The sequence below is a fragment of the Fontisphaera persica genome (assembly GCF_024832785.1).
Classification (GTDB): Bacteria; Verrucomicrobiota; Verrucomicrobiia; order Limisphaerales; family Fontisphaeraceae; genus Fontisphaera; species Fontisphaera persica.
This window is the reverse complement of record NZ_CP116615.1, coordinates 1,783,368-1,800,081: the sequence shown is the minus strand read 5'-3', so window position 1 is coordinate 1,800,081 and position 16,714 is coordinate 1,783,368. Positions and strand designations below refer to the sequence as shown.

Sequence of the window (16,714 nt, the reverse complement as noted above, 5' to 3'; positions counted from 1 at the left end):
CGCATGGCCAAGACAATCACCACGCTAGCCAGATCATCGAAGCCGCTTCTGGCTGATGTGCGCGAACTCATCCTCGCTGCCCGCCAGCAGGTCGCGCACACCGTCAACGCCAGCCTGACCCTGCTGCACTGGCAAATTGGCCAGCGCATCCGCAAGGACATCCTCAAGGAAAAGCGGGCTGAATACGGCGAGCAAATCGTGGCCACATTGGCAAAGCAACTCGAGGTCGAGTTTGGTCGCGGCTTTGGACGACGGAACCTGTTTCGCATGGTTCGGTTTGCCGAGGCGTTCCCCAACCCTAAGATTGTGTCATCACTGATGACACAATTGGGCTGGACCCATTTTCTCCACATCATCCGGCTGGACGACCCGCTCAAACGCGAGTTTTACGCTGAGATGTGCCGGTTGGAGCGTTGGAGCACTCGCACCCTGGAGAAGAAAATCGGCGGGATGTTGTTTGAGCGCACCGCCCTCTCCCGCAAGCCCGCCAAGCTGGCCGCGATGGAACTGAAACAACTCCGCGAGGAAGACAAGCTCACTCCAGACCTCGTGTTTCGGGACCCCTATCTGCTCGATTTCCTTGGTTTGAAAGACTCTTACGCCGAGAAGGACTTGGAGGCTGCCATTTTGCGTGAGATGGAGTCCTTCATCTTGGAACTGGGTGTCGGCTTCGCTTTCCTTGAACGTCAGAAACGCATCACGGTGGACGCAGAGGATTTCTACCTCGACCTGCTGTTTTACCATCGCCACCTGAAGCGGCTTGTCGCCATGGACCTGAAGCTGGATGAGTTCAAGCCCGGCGACAAGGGGCAGATGGAACTCTACCTCCGCTGGCTCGATAAATATGAACGCAAGCCCGGTGAGGAAGCCCCCATTGGACTGATCCTCTGCGCGGGCAAAAAGCACGAAACGGTTGAGCTTCTCGATCTCGAAAAGAGTGGCATCCGGGTTGCCTCCTACTGGACCGAGGTTCTGCCCAAGAAGGAACTTGAGCGCAAACTCCATCAGGCTGTCCTCCTAGCCCGTGCCCGTCTCAAGGCGCGGTTCAAAGACGCCCCACTGCAACTGCCCGAGAGCACGGACCGGAAGAAATGAAATTCCCCTCCATCCGCATCGAAGGCAGCATTCTTGCCGCTGACATCCTCGAGAAAATCGAGCAAGCCGATGTCATTGGCCAGAAGCCCTCCGACTTCGGGCTGCCTGCGGATGCCAAGGTGAAGGACGAGATTGTCCGTGCCTGGGCGGATGCCCAAGACCTCTGGCGCATCTTCCGTCGTAAGCTCGACGCCACCAAGGAAGGCACCTCCGCTACCACTGAGACCCGCAACTTCTGGGTCGTGCCGCTCCTGGGTCTGCTGGGCTATCAGGTTGAACTGGCCCGCAAAGGCGAAGAGGTCCTGGGCAAGAACTACTTCCTCAGCCATCGCGTTCCCACCCGCGACCAGTTTGTAGTCCACATCATGGGCTACCGGGACAGCCTCGACAAAAAACGCGAGGACAGCGGCCCGCGCATGTCGCCTCATGCTCTGGTGCAGGAATACCTGAACCTCACCGAGCACCTCTACGCCATCGTCACCAACGGCCAGCAGCTTCGCCTCCTGCGTGACAGCAGCCGCCTCATCAAGCTCTCCTACCTCGAATTCGATTTGGAGCGCATGATGGAGGAAGAGCTGTTCCCTGACTTCGCTCTCCTTTACCGGCTCGTCCACGTTTCCCGGATGCCGCTCAAGCACGACGCTGGTGCTGAGTGCATCATTGAGCGCTACCACCAGGACTCCCTCGAATCCGGCTCCCGCATCCGTGACGGCCTCAGCGCTGCCGTTGAGAAATCCATCATCGCCCTGGCCAACGGTTTTCTCAGCCATCCTCAGAACCAGTCCTTCCGTGATGCCGTCAAAGCAGGCCAGGTTCAGCCCACCCAGCTCTATCAATGGCTCCTGCGCCTCATCTACCGCATCCTGTTCCTGATGGTCATTGAGGAACGCGACCTCATCTACCCCAAGAAGGCCAGCCGCAAGCAACGCGACATCTACTACCGCTTCTACAGCATCCAACGCCTCCGAAAACTGGGCGAGAAGCGCTACTTCGCTGACAAGCACTTCGAGGATGCCTGGCTTGGCCTCAACGCCACCTTCCGTCTCTTTGAAGCCAGCAGCCCTGGCCACAAGCTCGGCGTCGCCCCTCTGGCTGGCGACCTCTTCAGTGACCGCGCCATTGGTCTGCTCAACGACGCCCAACTCGACAACGAAGTTCTCCTCACCAGCTTCCGCAACCTCAGCGTCTTCCAGCACCCCGACACCAAGCAATGGATTCGGGTCAACTACGGTGCCCTGAACGTCGAGGAATTCGGCTCCGTTTATGAAGGGCTGCTCAAGCGCGAACCCATCTTCCTGCCCAATGGAGAGCGTCCCAGTTTTGAACTCCGGGAAAGCGACGACGACACCCAATCGCACTACACCCCCGACGAACTCGCTCACCCGCTCATCCACCATTCCCTCGACTACATCATCGAGGAGAAGTTGAAAGAAGCGCGTGAAAAGTCAGCTAAAGCGCCGAAGTCTTCTCCCTCTCCGCCCTCCGAGGGGGGAGAGGGCCGGGGTGAGGTGGGTCGCTCTCAACCATCAACTCTCAACTATCAACGAACTGCGGAAGCGGCCCTGCTCTCCATCCGCGTCCTCGACCCGGCTTGCGGCAGTGGTCACATCCTCCTCAATGCAGCCCGCCGCATTGCCACCGAACTCGCCATTGTCCGCACCGGTGAAGACCAGCCTTCACCCTCTGCCTTCCGTGAAGCGGTGCGCGATGTCATCCGCCACTGCATCTATGGCGTGGACGTCAACCCGCTGGCTGTCGAACTCTGCAAAGTCGCCCTCTGGCTTGAAGCCCACGTGCCGGGTGAAAGCCTCAACTTCCTGGACCACCACATCAAGTGCGGCAACGCCATCGTCGGTCTGGCCCACGAAAAGGAACTGGAACGCGGCATTCCTGAAGAAGCCTTCAAGACCCTGCCTGGCGATGACAAGGAAGTTGCCGCTGCCTTCCGCAAGTCCAACAAGCAACAGCGGGAAGAAGCCGCCAGTGCCGCCAAGCAAATCAAACTCGACCTTGCCCAGACAGTCCGGCAGGAACTCCACCCCGTCTCCCAGCACTACGCTGCACTCGCTGACCTCCCAGACCACACGCCTGACGACTACGCCAAGAAGCAGGCCAAGTTCGAGGAGATCACCCAGCGCAAAGACCTTTGGCGGCTGCGCACCCTGGCCAATCTCCAGGTCGCCCAGTTCTTCATCCCCAAGACACCCGAGAATCGCCCCTTCATCTGCACTGAGGAAGAATACCGCGACTACCTCACCGGCAAGCGCAATCCCCAAAGCCAAGCCGTCGCCAAAGCCAACGCTGTGGGCTTTAAGGAACGGTTTTTCCACTGGTTCTTGGAGTTCCCGGACATCGTTGAACAGGGTGGCTTCGATTGCATTCTCGGCAATCCCCCATTCCTTGGGAATCGAGCACTCAGCGGCACCTTCGGCGACTCATTTCTGAACTGGGTCAAAACAGAATATGCGCCTGCCGGATCAGTGGACTTAGTCACCTACTTTTTCAGGCGGGTTTTCACTTTGATTCGTGAGGGTGGCTTTCAAGCACTCATCTCGACTAACACGATTGCTCAAGGTGGAGCCCGCGAAGGTGGCTTGGACGTGATCATAGACCACGGGGGTTCAATAGTCTTTGCGGTGCGCTCAACAAAATGGCCAGGAAGAGCAGCGGTGGAGGTTTCCTTGTTGACCATCCACAAAGGAAAATGGGGAAGACAACACTACCTCGACAATAGAGCCGTTTCGCGCATTACCGCATACCTTGATGACGCCGAAACATTGGCGGACCCTGAGCGTTTAGCCTCTAACGCCAACAAGAGTTTCCAGGGATCAATTGTTCTCGGGCTTGGTTTTATGATGGAGCCCGATGAGGCGCAGGACCTCATGCGCAAACGGCCTAGCGCCAAATCTGTTCTATTCCCCTATTTGACTGGTGACGACATTAATAGCACTCCCCATCAAGCCCCTAGCCGCTGGGTCATAAACTTCTTCGATTGGCCAGAGGAGAAGTGTAGGCATGAGCACCCGGATATCTTCAGCATTGTGGAGAAGAGCGTCAAACCCGAGAGGACTCGCACAAATGAGGCGGGAGAGTTCGTCTTGCGAAGGCCCCTGCCACAAAAGTGGTGGATACACGCAGACAAACGGCCAAAGCTCTACGAAACCATCGCGGCTTTGCCGCGTGTGCTTGTGGCCTCTCGTGTTTCAAAACACTTACTCTTGAGTTTTGCCCCTGCCACTTTTGTCTACGATGTCACGACGAATGTCGTTGCTCGCACAAGATGGGCGGACTTTGCGCTATTCCAATCCGACTTTCACTGCGCATGGGCTTGGCGCTATGCCTCCACGTTGGAGTCGCGGATTCGCTATACCAACGGTGACTGCATTGACACTTTTCCATTTCCACTTTCGCAGTGCAAAGCGGTTGAAGTCCAACTGGAAGACATCGGACATCGCTACCACGAACACCGCCGCGAGCTGATGCTGAAGCTGCAATTGGGTCTGACCAAGACCTACAACCTTTTCCACGACCCGGAGATTGGCGGCACCCCAGGCGAAACCACCGCCTGGCTCACCAAGCATCTCGCCACCACCCCCGGAACCTGTTCCCTGGACGAAGCCGTAGCTGGCATCTGCACCCTGCGCAAGCTCCACGTCGAACTGGACCACGCCGTCCTCGCCGCCTACGGCTGGGACAAACCCAGCGACGCCGGCCCCGCACTGTCCCTCGGCCACGCCTTCCACGAAGTGGACTACCTCCCCGAAAATGACCGCCTCCGCTACACCATCCACCCCGATGCCCGCAAAGAACTCCTGAAACGCCTCCTCCAACTCAACCACAAGCTCTACGCCGAGGAAGAAGCGAAGGGCCTGCACAAGAAGAAGCCGGGGAAAAAGACCGCCCACGATGCTGGAGATCAACCGTCGTTGCTCTGATTTATGGCACTAACCCAAAAACAAGAAGCCGCCAAAAACGCCCTAGCAAATGAAATGGCTTCTTACGTGTTCCAATTGCGTGTCGAGGTTGACAGGCGACATGTCCCCCATGTCGGTTCCTGCATCTTTCTCCGGGTGGGTCCCAGACTGTTCGCATTGTCGGCTGCTCATGTTTTTGATCAGAACAGGGACAAAACACTCTTTGTTGTGACCCCCACCACCTCGGTGATCCTCAAAGGGCAAAAACATTGCTCGCCTTCAGAGTATCCCGATCACCGCGATGATCCATTCGATGTCGGTATTTTGGCACTAGATGAACGCACATCCGCAGCCTTGGATGCGGTTAACGCAGTGGGCGTTCAAGATTGCGACACCACATCACCGCCCTTGCCTGGAGCAACGTATTTCGCATGCGGCTTTCCCCATACCAAGAACAGAAAGGTCAATGTTGCCACTGCCAAGGTCACAGCGAACCGCTTTAAGTGCTTTACGAATAGCTGTCCGCCGAAAACGTACAAAATGCTAGGGAAGACCCCTGGACAGCATTTTGTGGTAGGCTTCAACAAGCGCCACCTCATTCAGAACAACCGAGACGTTACAGCCCCACACCCCTTCGGCGTGAGCGGGGGAGGCTTGTGGAAGACGACGGGAAGAACGCACAAGTTAACGGGAATCCTCAACGAATGGGCGTATCCAGTTCATCACGTAAATGCGCTGGTAGCCACTCATGTTCGGTTCTTTTTGAAGGGCATCGCGTCGTTTTACCCTGACGTCGCAGACATTCTGGGGCCGGCGCTAGCAAGAGCGACCAAGGATGGCACGGAAGAAGGGACAACACGGCAGGGCGCATTATGAGCAATCTTTTCCTCAATGGCTTTTCCGTTGAATTCACCAGCCAGGATTTTACTGCCTTCGTCAGTCCGATGCCTGACAACCAGCAGTTGGAGCCCACTCGGGAGGCGCTGGGGGACGAGTGGTTTATCCACTGGCACGACGGAGTTGCATACGGGCTGCCGAAGTGCGCGACCCCATCCAAGCCATTCGGGCAAGCACAAACGCTGAAGGTCGCCGATCATCTCTCCTTGCTGGCACGACGGTTGACAGAAGTGCTTCCAGAGAAATTCCCGAAATATGAAGCATTCCGGCGCAAACCATTCAAATTCAGGGCGCAGAAAGATGAAATTGTCGCCGCGATTCTGACCAAGCTCAAGCACCTACCGCCTGTAGTTGGCAAGTTCAAAATCTCGCTGACGTTTGAGTTGGACGCCAGGTTGATTGAATTGCGTGAAAACGAGCTGCGAGTGGGTCTCTTCGTGGACATCGCAACGAACTGGCAAATTCTTGCCCATTTGGACGAACTCAAGGCGGCTGGAGTTGATGTTGCCGGACTTTATGTTGTGCGCCGGACTCCTGATCCAAAGGGTCGCCGGCTAATTGGCCGCGTGAAAGAACTGATCGGCCAGAGGGTCGTTCTTTCTGAAGCATACGGGAACCAGGCGGAGGTCTTCGCCGATGATGTCTATGTGGAAGGCTCGCGGGCTTCGTTTGCCCACTGTCTGAAGCGCATTCTGGGGGACATGTATGGTGCTTTCGACAGTGAGCGACAGGAACAGGAAGCGCGTGTCTTGGTTGGCAATGCCCTTGATGAGCGAGTTGAGCGTATGGGGGACTATTTGCGCAAGGCATCCCCGGTCACCCTTTCTTCGGACCTCCAGTGTTCGGTGGGAGAGCGTATCCCTGTGCAGAATGTGGGAACGTACAAGACCACAGTTCAAGCTCCCCCGGTTGACTACTGCTTTGATTCTGCTCGTAGCAAGCGGAGCAGGTATGCATGGCCCGGACTCGAGGACTATGGGCCTTTCAGTCGCGATACGTTGGCGAAGAAGTCGCCGCGCATTTTGTTTGTCTTCCCGGATTCTGTGCAGGGGCCCGCAGAACGTTTCTTGCGATATTTGCGGGATGGCATCACTGGCGTCGCCAACAGCCGTTATGCCGGTGGTTTCGCCAAGACCTTTGGGCTGGTCAATCCGGAGTTTGTATCGTGCCGCATCCCGCTGTTTCCCAAGCAGAATGATAGCCCAGCACAGATCTACCGAAAGACCATCGAGGAGTTTCTGAGCCGAAACGGTCAGTTTGATGCGGCCATTGTGACGATTTTGGATGAGCATGCCAGGCTACCGGACCAACAGAATCCATACCTTCACTCAAAGGCTGTGCTGCTGATGGCCGGGATTCCAGTCCAGGATGTCCGTGTGACCACGATGAGTCAGTCCGAATACAGCCTGCAGTTCCTCCTGCAAAACATCGCAGTTGCCTTCTACGCGAAGCTGAACGGCATTCCCTGGACAGTGGACCACGACTTGACCATCGCTGATGAACTGGTGATTGGCTTGGGCACTTGCGAGATTGGCGAGAGTCGGTTCGAAGCGCGCAAGCGGTTCATTGGAATCACGACGGTGTTTCGAGGCGATGGCAACTACCTTCTCTCGAATCTCTCAACGGAGTGCAACTACGACACCTACCCCGAAGTCCTTCAACGATCCACCGTGGAGATTCTGAAGGAGATAAAAAAGCGGAACGGCTGGCAGCCGAAAGATACAGTGCGCGTCGTCGTGCATTCCTTCAAGCCACTGAAGAAGCTGGAGCTTGCTCAGATTATGAAGGACTGCGTGGCAACAGTTGGAGATGAGCAGAGCGTGGAGTTCGCATTCCTGACGGTCACGCAACAGCATCCGTTTCGGCTTTTTGATCGGGAGCAGAAGGGCGTGCCGCAAAAGAAGAATCCAAACGTGCTGAAGGCTGTGCTGGTGCCGCATCGAGGCATGATTGCCCAGCTTGGTTCTTTCACGCGGCTTCTCAGCACGAATGGTCCCGAGTTGATCAAGCGCACTGTGTCCCCGCTGCCGCTGCCATTGTTGGTGCATATTCATCCAGAATCGACCTACCGTGATCTGGCTTCGTTGACGGAACAGGTGCTGAAGTTCACATCGCTGTCGTGGCGATCCACCCTGCCGGCGAAATTGCCCGTGACGATTTACTACAGCGAACTCATTGCCGGTCTTTTGAGCCGGATGCGCAGCGTGCCCGACTGGTCCCCTGCGATGCTCAACATCAAGCTCCGCGCAAGCAAATGGTTCTTATGAGCGACGCTTTGCACAAAAGTCTCGCCGCCCAGTTGGCGCGCCTTGAGGACTTCCAAAACCGCAGCGTTGGCGCTCTGTCACCCGCTCTCGCCTTCGCCGGTTTTGTTTACAGAAAGGTCGGGGAGGTGCCACAGTCGCTCAGTCAGGCGAGGATTACCCTGGATGCGAAACGTCTCGACGAAGCACCAATGCTCGCTGCTGTTGGTATTGCGATGGCTGCGGATCTTTGGCGATCTGCTCTCCCAGACGAGACGGCCTGGCTGAAAGCTTTGGAGAAGCTCCAGAAGCGGGAGCTGTTCCCTGTGGATCGGTCATCATTCGTGTTTCGCCCTCTGGAAGTCGTCGGAATTGCACTTGGTCTTTCTTGCTGTAAGCAGCGCGCCAGCGACCAGATCGATTGGCTGAAAGCGGCATTGACGGAGCTGGGAAAAAGAAGCGAGAGCGACCTTTGGGACGGGATGTTGCACCAGTTCGCCGGCGATATTCTCGGAGTGCAAAAGCCAGTTAACGGACCACGAGAATGGACGGGGTTGCGTTTACAGGAGTTGGCGCTGGCTCGATGGCTCGGAGGCGTTTCCCAGACCTTTGTTTCATTCGCTACCCAGAACTTCGGACCTTTGGACGAAGCCCTGCTGCAAGTCACCTTGGAGTCCGAACTGGATGTGCGCGACTTGGCAGAGGCCGCACTTCTCATCTCTTCAATACGGCAGGCAACCCAGGCGCGACTGAAGTCGGCCATTGCTGACACGTGGGTTCTGTCGAGGGGCGCACAAGATGCAGCACTCTTGGTGGAGTCCATTTGCAGACGCTTCCCTTTGTTTGCAAAGCAGTTGCAGAGGCGACACGACAAACGCAAGACCTTCCCACTCGAGGACGAGTATGACGTGCAGGATCTCATGCACGCTCTGCTGCGATTGCACTTCGACGATGTGCGTCCCGAGGAAACCACGCCAAGTCGCGGAGGAAGCTCGGCGCGCATGGATTTTCTCCTGATGCCTGAGGAAGTTGTTGTCGAGGTCAAGATGACCCGCAAGAATCTGGGACAAAGAGACGTTGCCGCCCAATTGGCTGAGGACAAAGAGCGATATAGAGCGCATCCACATTGCCGCACCCTGATCTGCTTTGTTTACGATCCGGAGGGTTACTGCGACAAACCCACGGCGCTGGAGAGGGACCTGTCAGAGACAACTGAGCGCATGCGTATCATCGTCATCGTTGCACCCAAAGGTTTATGAAATCGTCCCCATTGGCCATCCGACAGCCAGACGCCCAATACACACCGCTATGAGCAACACCGACCAACAACTCATCGTTCAACAGCAATCGAAGGAAATCGTCGAGGTGGCGCGTTTTGAAACCCAGCTTCTGACATTCCTCAAACTTCACGACCTGCCCCACGAGGGCATTCTTGCGGGAATTGAAGAGCGCAAGGTCAACCTCGATAACATCGCCAGAGTCGTACGCCGCATCCCTCATGCAGATCGCTTGAGTGCGGTCTATCTCTCCAAGTATGTATCCGCTGTGGCAACTGGACTGTTCGACGCTGCCCTCAACTACTTATGGGATGAAACCATTATTCAGTTACGCACTCGCGTCGCGCAGTATGACCTGTCCTATTTTTACGACAATGCAGTAAGTAGCGAAGAGCGAAGGAAGCACCTAAAGGACGCAAGCGACCTTGATAAAATATCCGACGACGAACTTATCCGCGGTGCCCATGCGATAGGCTTGATCGGTGAGATTGGTTTCAAGCACCTGGACTACATCCGCTTTATGCGCAATTGGGTCAGCGCAGCGCACCCCAATCAAAACGAAATCACCGGCTTGCAGTTGCTGTCGTGGCTTGAAACGTGTGCCAAAGAGGTAATAACACTGCCGCTCTCCAACGCCACAGTGGAGATAAAGTCGCTGCTGGGAAGTATCAAGACCACAGTGTTGGACGAGAAGTCCGCCAAAGAGATCGGGGTGTTCTTTGCAAACCTTACCCAGGAACAAGTGGACAGCCTCGCTGCAGGATTGTTTGGCATTTACACCCGCAACGATACTTCTCCATCAACGCGGGACAACATTCACAAGCTGATTCCCACCCTCTGGTTGCGTGTTTCGGAAGCGACGCGGGGAGGTTTTGGCGTGAAGTACGGGAAGTTCGTGGCTTCCAATGATCAAGGCTCTAAGAATCTTGCACACCAGTTTCTTGCTCTTGTTGGGGGGCTGCAATACCTGCCTGAGGATTTGAAGGCTGTCCAACTGGAGGAAGTTCTTACCAGGTTGTTGACTGTGCATAACGCCATGAATAACTTTTACAACGAACCGGCGTTTGCGCAGGAGTTAGCGAATCTAGTTGGCTCCCACGGCGCTATTCCTTCAATAATCGCTCAAAAGTACGTTAGAACATTGGTTTATGTTTACCTAACGAATGGAAATGGTGTCGCATGGGCGGCGGAGCCAGTGTATTTGAAGCTAATCGAACAATTTGACATCGCCAAAGCCATGATGGCCGTCTTAGCATTTGAAGATCCAACAATAGCGAGTCGCCTTCAGTTTAAGCTTTGCCGTGACAAGTATATGGAGTTGCTCACGCGGATGAAGCAGAAAGCAGCGCTTCCTGCTATGGCGGAACTCATAGACTTTCTGACGGGTCTTCAAGCACCACCTGACAAGTGGAGACTAGACTCGCGTGTTACGAACAAGGTAAAGGCACTCCAGCCGTTGCTTGAGGCTGCGCAGTAGAAGCACAGCCGCAATGATTGACCGAGAGAGCCTCGCTAGCTAAAAAAAGAGGAATCCAGCCCGAGGCCAAATTCCTCTTTCAAACTACGCCGCCAGCCTCCTCAGTCCCTTTTCAGGAACCGAAGAAGTGGCATACCTGGCCCTGCCTTTCGCCCAGTTCCTCAATGCCCCAATCTGCTCCGCCATCAACTTCGACAGCGGAACAAAATCGGTGAGGACTTGAGCGATGGTGAGGTCGGTGGGCTCGGTGTCCTGGTCGAAACCAGCATACAGAGCCTCCACAAAACAGGCTTCGATTTCACTGCCGGTCAAGCCATCCGTGGCCTTGGAAAGAACTTGGATGTCGAAGTCCTTTGCATCCCGGCCATACTTGGAGATCTGAATCTTCCAGATGGCTTCCCTTTCGGATTGATTGGGCAGATCCACGAAGAACAGCTCATCCCATCTGCCCTTGCGTAGCATTTCAGGCGGAAGTTGGGACACATCATTTGCAGTGGCCACGACGAACACCGGTGCCTTCTTCTCCTGCATCCACGACAGGAATGACCCGAACACCCTGCTTGAAGTGCCGCCGTCAGTTGATCCCGAGGATTTGCTGCCACTGAACCCCTTCTCAAGCTCGTCAATCCACAGACAGCAGGGAGCAATGGCCTCAGCAGTTTGGATGACACTGCGCAGGTTGGATTCAGACTGGCCGACCAACGAAGCGAAGATCCGGCCTGCATCCAATTTCAGCAATGGCACCCCGAAGACCTTGGCAGTGGCTTTGGCGGTGAGGCTTTTCCCTGTGCCTGCGATTCCGAGAATGAGCAGGCCCTTTGGAGTGGGCAGGCCGTATTCCATGGCTCTTTGGCTGAAGGCAGACTTTCTCTTGAGCAGCCAGGTTTTCAGCACATCCAGCCCGCCAATTGAATCCAGGTTCTCCTTGGTCTCCACGATCTCCAGCAGCCCGTTCTTCTTCACGGCCTGGGCTTTTTCCTTAGCCACCAGGACGGGATCGATGGCTTTGGACTGCACGAAAGAGAGGGCGAAGGCGTTTTCTGCTTCGATGGTGGTGAGGCCGGTTGCTGCTTCGAGAATCTTCTCCCGATCTTCATCCTGGATCTTCTGGAGCATGGCGGATTCTGAAATGCCGTCGAGAACCAGTCCGAGTTGAGATTTGTTGGGCAGAGCGAAATCCAGCACTGTTATCTCTCTTTCGAGTTCAGGAGGCAGGCACAGACGACAGCCCAGAATGATGAGGGACTTGTTCTTGGTCTTCGCTTCAGCCAGCACCTCCTTCATTTTGCAGATCAGGATGGGGTTCGCGTCTGCCAGGAACAGGTGGAAGTCCTTCAGCAGGATCATGGACTTCTCCGGCAGGGATTCGATGGCTTGCAGGGCTTCGATAGGCTCCTGGGCTTGGTGAACTTTCTTGGAATTGGTTTCGACCAGGCCGGAGATGACGGACCAGAAACAGAGGTTGTAGTTGATGGCACTGGCGACCTGGCTCAACTCGGCTTCAACCCTGGCGTCTTCATGGGACACCAGATAAAGCGCGGGGTAGCCGGCTTGGAGATAATTGACGAGTTTGCTCCCCATGTCAGACAGCGAACTTGCGGCGTCCAAGGAGGGGCAGGATTTTGATTTTGGTTGGGGCATGATGGTTGGTGGGTTGAGGTTGATGGTTGTAGTTGTGCGTGGAGATGCAGTGGTGGTCGGCGATTCCCATGTCGATCCAGCGCGTGTGTTTGCAGGACCGCGAACCATCAGCAGCCACACGACGGGTCCAGCCTTTGCACGCGCAGGAGGTGGAGCCGTCAGTGTATTGCAGCGTCTGGTATTCCTGATTGGGATTGGAGTCCGACCTGAATGTCCACACCTGGCGAATGGGTTTGGTCATGGTTCAGTTGGGTTTGTCCGCGAAGTCCCAAGGTTGCACTGGCCGGTTGTCTCCAGGGCCACGAAAAGCCACACGGGTTCCACGGGGCAGCGAGAGCCAGGTCAGGTAGGCGAGCTTGGGATCACGGAAGGTTGACACCCGCCCATCTCTGAAGAACAGGCGGGTAGGTTTGGTTTTCATTGATGGTGAGCGCGGATGAAGTTCAGGGCGAATTGAATGGCCTCCATGTTTGGCTGGTAGATGACGCCAGCCGGGAGATCAGAAGGACCACACCAAAGAAAGTCGGGTGGAGGTTCAGTTCGCCAGACCAGACCATCCAGGGCGGCTTGTTTGGGCAGCCATTTCGTGGAGAAGTCAACCAGCTCGTTTTGATCCGGCAGACCGATCCACATGTGAATTTCCGGCAGCAGTCCCAGTTTCAAGGCGGCTTGGCTTTCTTCGCGCCAAGGGGACCACTCGTAGCTGAAGTGCGTTGGCTCCTGACCGTCATCCAGATCAGCAGGAAGAATGGGCCAGGACATCGAGCCAGCCTGAAGCAAAGTTCGAAGTCCCAGGCCATGCAGAATGCCCAGGCCGGTGAGCGTCCAGTAAAGGCAGGATCCTCTGGCCATGTGCCGGGTTCCATACCACTCCCGATAACGGCGAAGGACAGCGGCATGGACTTGTTGACGGATGGCATGGTCCGTCAACCGAGGTTGTTGTGTTCCCATTCGAGGCAGGCAGAGCGGGAGCGGGCAAAGAACTGCAGATGACCACGGTGGTCTTTGACTTCCCAGCGCTGAGTTTGATTGTTGAATTCGATGGTGGAGGCACGGGACACCTCCAGCCGGCCAATCGAATACAAATCGATCAGCTCGGTTTAGAGACAGGAACCAGTGCCGTTGGGGTTGAAGGTGAGGACAGCGTTCATTTTGGGGTTGGAGTTGGCATGTGGATCGGCGCGAGGGGTTGGAGGGGCTGAATTTAGATCCTAAACGGCTTCTGGAGCGTTTTTGCCAGGACGGAGGCCACGCCGTGCCCGACAGACAGGAGGATCGCTCAGAAGCCGTTCCCGGAGGTTTACGAGCCAAATCCGGTTATTGTATGAATCTGGCCCGCAACTATACAAATGGAGCCCGGACAATGACTTGCCGAGGCTCCAGATGCAGTTCTGTGCAGGTTTACCCGCCCAGTGTTTGATGATGATTCTTCTGGGCGACCTGGTGGAACTCCGGTTTCTTGGTCTTGTTGCCGACCACCCCCAGAGCCTCCTCCAGGAATGCCGTGGCCTTTTGGCAATCCGCACCCTTGAAACCGACTGCATCAATGGAGACCTCGCCAATTGGCGAGACGATGATTTCGATGGTTCGTTTGGTATTCATGGTCAGGCTTGGATGACGAGTTTGATTTCGCCGGTGGGTTTGTTGTGGCGGCTGACGAGGTGGCCTTTCTTGCGGGCCTCCTTCATCGCCTTGTGGACGGCATACAATTGCAGGAGCTTGCCGTAGTTGGGGCCGACCTCCTGTTCGACGTGGCCATTCCAAAGATCAGCCGTCAGGCCGAAGGTGCCATCGGGTTGCTTCTGAACGGCGATGTCATACGGGCCTTTCAGCTTGATGACGAAATCGCCTCGGGTCTTGTTTTCGTAGTAGCCCCGCGCCTGTGCTTTTTCCAAGACCGGCAGGTTCAGTTCGGCACAGGCGGATTTCAGGGCTTCGATGTCCTTGATCTGCGTTTTAATGGTGGTGAAGTGTGACATCAACATTTATGGTTGATTGTTAATGAGGTTGAACGAATGCTTTCTCCTGTGAGGCGAGAACGAAGACATTTCCGGCTCCAGATTGTGCAGATTCCAGATCCGGTCCAAGAGGATGCTGCAGCTTTTGTCAGCCAGTTCTCGACAGCCCTGATTTTGGATGGCAACCTGGTCGGGTCCGGCACGTTCATCAAGTGTGGCAACACATTCGGTGTCCTGACCGCTCACCATGTCATCCACAACCCCCACGATCCGAGTCGTCGTTTTGATTTCAACAGCTCTCAAAAACTCGGACTCCTGGTTGCCGACTTCGCCCATTGCTACGAACTGCAACTGCAATACTGTGGCCTTGTTGATATCGCGACACCGAAACGAGAATCAACTGGACCGGACCTTTCGTTGATCGTTCTCCCTGAGCCACTGATCGGAACGATCAAGGCAAAAAAGCAATTCTACAACCTGAAACATAAACGAGCCATCAAACTTCGTAATGCTCTCCCCAACGCCGGCTATTTCATTTTTTCAGGATACCCCGATCTACAGAAGGATTTGCTCGCTCCGCAGAGCGGTTTTCGTGAAGTGCTGTTCCTCGAAGGTTGGGGCGCCGCCTCGGGCATATCCAGGCGCTGGCGATGGAAGAACAGCTATGACTTCTTGGAACTCGGCATCACCTATGGGCCGAAGAGTGATGCGATCCCGACATTTCAGGGAATGAGCGGTGGTGGAGTATGGCGTGTTCCTCTCTCAAAGAAGACGTCCCGGTCCACTGTAACCGACATCGTTGGATCAGAGCCTGTTCTAGCAGGCGTTGGATTCTATGAAGTTGGGCGTGTAGAGAGAATCCAGGAGATCCGGTGTCACGGTCCCCGGAGCATTTACGAAAAGGCCGTGGAGCGGCTGTTGCGATGCAAACACTTGAAATCAACGAGAGGGTAACCGCTTGCGTCCAGTAGTCATGGGGGATTAGGCGCTTCTCAAAAGACAAGTCGCTAGCACAGGAAATGCCTCAGTATGCTGCGGTATTGTGGTTGGGAGTTAGCGGCCTGGAATGGCTGCTAGAGTTGGGGTTGGTGAGGAGGGCCAGAGGGGCTGAAGGGCTATGGCGACCCTCCAACACACCTCTGGCCCTCCTCGGTTATGCAGCGAGATTTGTCTTGGCGCTTTCCACCTCGATTTCGTCGGGGTGGGCAATCAGTTGTGCGCCCAAGCCAAATGGTTCTCGCTGCAGGACCCTATTGATGAGGTCAATGGCTTGGTTGGTTTGTTGTTGTTGGTTTCCTTTGGTGATCTGATCGGCGTCGAATTGCAGGACGAGCCGATGGACGGTGATGGTTCTCATGTTGTTTGGGTGAACAGTTCTCCAACTTTCTTGCGCGTCCTGAGGTAGCGGCGGATGGCTTTCAGGCTGCGCAGGGAGGGACGATTCTTTTTCTCGTCCCAGTCCACCACGAAGCCGCCACTCTGACCGGTATCCACCTCGGCACGCACCTTCCCATCACACACCACTTTGCCCGGCCCATACTCGCTGCCGGCTCCAAAATGACCGTGATAAGGAATGTCGGTGGGAAGATTGCCGTAGTGAGCGTAGTTGGCTTGTTCATCCACCATCTCCACGAAGGGCGAGGTTGATCCCTGAGCCGTGAACCCAAGCGCCTCGAATCGGCCTTGGTCTTCCCGGCGACAGGTGATTTCCATGTAGCAACGGTCTCCCATGATTCAGTTGAGGTTGGCGCGCTCAGCCAGCATTCTCAGCCAGCCATTGCGCGGTGTTGATGGTTTTGATCTCCTGAGCGGTGACGATTGCAGCCCCACCTCCGTATGCGTCAGTGCGAGGCTTGGAACAATCATGCGACCACTCAAACGTCGCCCTGCCCTGTGGATCGAATCTTTGGAGCAGGTGTTGAATGAACGCGCACACGGCATCCACACCACCGTTCATGGAGTGGAGCCAAAGCCCGTGGTTGCCCACAGGACTATCGGCTTCCAGGTCGAACTGCCAATCCTCCAAGGCACCTTCCAGTTCTTTGGGGAAGTCCTTGGGCAGGTCATCTCCCTGACTGGCTTGGCTGGCTCGATGGTGAAGTTCGAGAGCGTAGGTTTGAGCTGCTTCACTGGGCAGGCTCACGACCAGGCTGAAGTTGGTGAAATAATCGGCCATGTTTCCTTTCTGAAGAGGCTGCACCGGGATGAACCA

At 55.6% G+C, this 16,714-nt stretch carries 16 protein-coding genes; 7 read left to right on the top strand and 9 right to left on the bottom strand.

Translation table 11 applies throughout. The features are described 5' to 3' along the window. Nucleotides 1-3 precede the first annotated feature (3 nt). From NXS98_RS06255 to NXS98_RS06230, 6 genes are read left to right on the top strand one after another with little or no spacing between them, the layout of a single operon-like run. The gene (locus tag NXS98_RS06255; RefSeq protein WP_283847618.1) at nt 4-1,095 is read left to right on the top strand and encodes a PDDEXK nuclease domain-containing protein; all 1,092 of its coding nucleotides are present in this window, start codon (nt 4-6) and stop codon (nt 1,093-1,095) included. Then, nucleotides 1,092-5,030 carry an Eco57I restriction-modification methylase domain-containing protein gene (locus NXS98_RS06250; protein WP_283847617.1) on the top strand — a complete coding sequence of 1,313 codons (3,939 nt, stop codon included), beginning with the start codon at nt 1,092-1,094 and terminating at the stop codon, nt 5,028-5,030. The genes NXS98_RS06255 and NXS98_RS06250 overlap by 4 nt, the downstream gene beginning before the upstream one ends. A gap of 3 nt (nt 5,031-5,033) precedes the next feature. Further along, the gene (locus tag NXS98_RS06245; RefSeq protein WP_283847616.1) at nt 5,034-5,885 is read left to right on the top strand and encodes a hypothetical protein; all 852 of its coding nucleotides are present in this window, start codon (nt 5,034-5,036) and stop codon (nt 5,883-5,885) included. Further along, complete coding sequence (ago, locus tag NXS98_RS06240) at nt 5,882-8,173, top strand: protein argonaute (RefSeq protein WP_283847615.1); 2,292 nt, start codon at nt 5,882-5,884, stop codon at nt 8,171-8,173. The genes NXS98_RS06245 and ago overlap by 4 nt, the downstream gene beginning before the upstream one ends. Beyond that, the gene (locus NXS98_RS06235) at nt 8,170-9,408 is read left to right on the top strand and encodes a PD-(D/E)XK nuclease domain-containing protein (protein ID WP_283847614.1); all 1,239 of its coding nucleotides are present in this window, start codon (nt 8,170-8,172) and stop codon (nt 9,406-9,408) included. The genes ago and NXS98_RS06235 overlap by 4 nt, the downstream gene beginning before the upstream one ends. A 49-nt stretch (nt 9,409-9,457) precedes the next feature. Next, on the top strand, nt 9,458-10,903 hold the full coding sequence (locus tag NXS98_RS06230) for a hypothetical protein (RefSeq protein WP_283847613.1): 1,446 nt from the start codon (nt 9,458-9,460) through the stop codon (nt 10,901-10,903). Between the two features lie 84 nt (nt 10,904-10,987). On the opposite strand, the gene NXS98_RS06225 is transcribed toward NXS98_RS06230, so the two are convergent. The 6 genes from NXS98_RS06225 to NXS98_RS06200 form a co-directional block, all read right to left on the bottom strand. Continuing rightward, nucleotides 10,988-12,484, bottom strand: a complete 1,497-nt coding sequence (locus NXS98_RS06225) for a Ycf46 family AAA ATPase (protein WP_283847612.1) — start codon at nt 12,482-12,484, stop codon at nt 10,988-10,990. A 1-nt stretch (nt 12,485) separates the two neighbouring features. Further along, on the bottom strand, nt 12,486-12,785 hold the full coding sequence (locus NXS98_RS06220) for a hypothetical protein (protein WP_283847611.1): 300 nt from the start codon (nt 12,783-12,785) through the stop codon (nt 12,486-12,488). 176 nt (nt 12,786-12,961) lie between these two features. Beyond that, complete coding sequence (locus tag NXS98_RS06215; RefSeq protein WP_283847610.1) at nt 12,962-13,306, bottom strand: hypothetical protein; 345 nt, start codon at nt 13,304-13,306, stop codon at nt 12,962-12,964. A 164-nt stretch (nt 13,307-13,470) separates the two neighbouring features. Continuing rightward, nucleotides 13,471-13,629 carry a hypothetical protein gene (locus NXS98_RS06210; protein ID WP_283847609.1) on the bottom strand — a complete coding sequence of 53 codons (159 nt, stop codon included), beginning with the start codon at nt 13,627-13,629 and terminating at the stop codon, nt 13,471-13,473. Between the two features lie 316 nt (nt 13,630-13,945). After that, complete coding sequence (locus NXS98_RS06205) at nt 13,946-14,146, bottom strand: DUF2997 domain-containing protein (protein ID WP_283847608.1); 201 nt, start codon at nt 14,144-14,146, stop codon at nt 13,946-13,948. A gap of 2 nt (nt 14,147-14,148) precedes the next feature. Beyond that, nucleotides 14,149-14,529, bottom strand: coding sequence for a DUF1257 domain-containing protein (locus NXS98_RS06200; RefSeq protein ID WP_283847607.1), 381 nt, complete (start codon nt 14,527-14,529; stop codon nt 14,149-14,151). 78 nt (nt 14,530-14,607) lie between these two features. Between NXS98_RS06200 and NXS98_RS06195 the strand changes: the two genes are divergently transcribed. Further along, the gene (locus NXS98_RS06195) at nt 14,608-15,456 is read left to right on the top strand and encodes a hypothetical protein (protein WP_283847606.1); all 849 of its coding nucleotides are present in this window, start codon (nt 14,608-14,610) and stop codon (nt 15,454-15,456) included. Nucleotides 15,457-15,655: 199 nt separating this feature from the next. Here NXS98_RS06195 and NXS98_RS06190 read toward each other — a convergent pair whose 3' ends face one another. Genes NXS98_RS06190 through NXS98_RS06180 form a run of 3 tightly spaced genes read right to left on the bottom strand, consistent with a single transcriptional unit; the run spans nt 15,656 to nt 16,678 of the window. Next, the gene (locus NXS98_RS06190; protein WP_283847605.1) at nt 15,656-15,859 is read right to left on the bottom strand and encodes a hypothetical protein; all 204 of its coding nucleotides are present in this window, start codon (nt 15,857-15,859) and stop codon (nt 15,656-15,658) included. Continuing rightward, nucleotides 15,856-16,215 carry a hypothetical protein gene (locus tag NXS98_RS06185; RefSeq protein ID WP_283847604.1) on the bottom strand — a complete coding sequence of 120 codons (360 nt, stop codon included), beginning with the start codon at nt 16,213-16,215 and terminating at the stop codon, nt 15,856-15,858. Before NXS98_RS06185 ends, NXS98_RS06190 begins: the two co-directional genes overlap by 4 nt. A gap of 40 nt (nt 16,216-16,255) precedes the next feature. Then, nucleotides 16,256-16,678, bottom strand: coding sequence for a hypothetical protein (locus NXS98_RS06180; RefSeq protein WP_283847603.1), 423 nt, complete (start codon nt 16,676-16,678; stop codon nt 16,256-16,258). Nucleotides 16,679-16,714: the final 36 nt, after the last annotated feature.